Source organism: Haloarcula sp. Atlit-47R, assembly GCF_003665985.1.
Lineage (GTDB): Archaea > Halobacteriota > Halobacteria > Halobacteriales > Haloarculaceae > Haloarcula > Haloarcula taiwanensis.
Genome location: NZ_QPLQ01000017.1, coordinates 1 through 831 on the forward strand (window position 1 = coordinate 1; position 831 = coordinate 831).

General features: G+C 56.4%; 1 protein-coding gene. It reads left to right on the forward strand.

Annotation, left to right across the window (positions count from 1 at the left end; genetic code table 11):
• The first annotated feature begins 124 nt into the window (after nt 1-124).
• Complete coding sequence (locus DVK00_RS22120; RefSeq protein ID WP_233560865.1) at nt 125-805, forward strand: hypothetical protein; 681 nt, start codon at nt 125-127, stop codon at nt 803-805.
• Nucleotides 806-831: the final 26 nt, after the last annotated feature.

Genomic DNA, 831 nt, shown 5'->3' on the forward strand with positions numbered 1-831 from the left:
CGGCGTAATAGAGGACCGACTGTCGAACCCTGGGGAGGTGCACGAGGACGCGCCGGAGATTGCGCTCTAAGGCCCTGTGGTCGTCGGGCAGGGTCCGAGTACGGTTGCACGAGTAACACGGGCAATGTGTCGGGCGAAAGGTCTCGACGCGACGAGAGACGCGATACGGCTATTCTCTGGGTTTGCACGGACACCGTACGACGTAGCCCACGCAATCGGGCGAGGGTTGTCTCAAGAAGCGACACCGAGAGAGATTCGGAGTAGCGAAGTACGGCTTTCACTCGCGAGTCTCCCGTCGAAGCGTCTCTTAGAGGACGCAACCCCCACGGTTCGGGCGATGATTAGTACGTTGCTCGCGACGAATCTGAGCCTTAGCAAGACAGAGTTAGCCGAGAAAGCGGGAATCTCGACGCAGTCGGTTCGGAACCACTTACCGACACTTGTAGCAATGGGGTTAGTCGACGAGACCGAGGGTCAGTGCCGACTGAACCTTTCGTTCACAGACGAGCAAGAACGCCACAAGCGGATTCTTCCATCGTTCATGCTGACCGAGTCGTTCACTCGAGACGTCCTCTTTGAGACGCTAGAAGCGCTTGATGAGTTGACCGAGGAGGTAATCGAGATATGGGTACAATGCGGACCTAACGGGCTACCGGACATCGACCGTCTCCATACGATGTACGACTGGGTAGACTGGGTACGTCCCTTACTGTCGAGTCTAACCGAAGAACGAGACGAGACGGTTCAGACGCTGTCTATTGGGCCGGAGATTGCACAGCAACCCCTCACGGAGGCAGGTTCGTGATTGAACTAACCTTTGGTAATATGTTC

Coding starts and splice junctions, on each gene's coding strand:
- DVK00_RS22120 (WP_233560865.1), top strand. CDS start 125: ATGTGTCGGGCGAAAGGTCTCGACGCGACGAGAGACGCGATACGGCTA.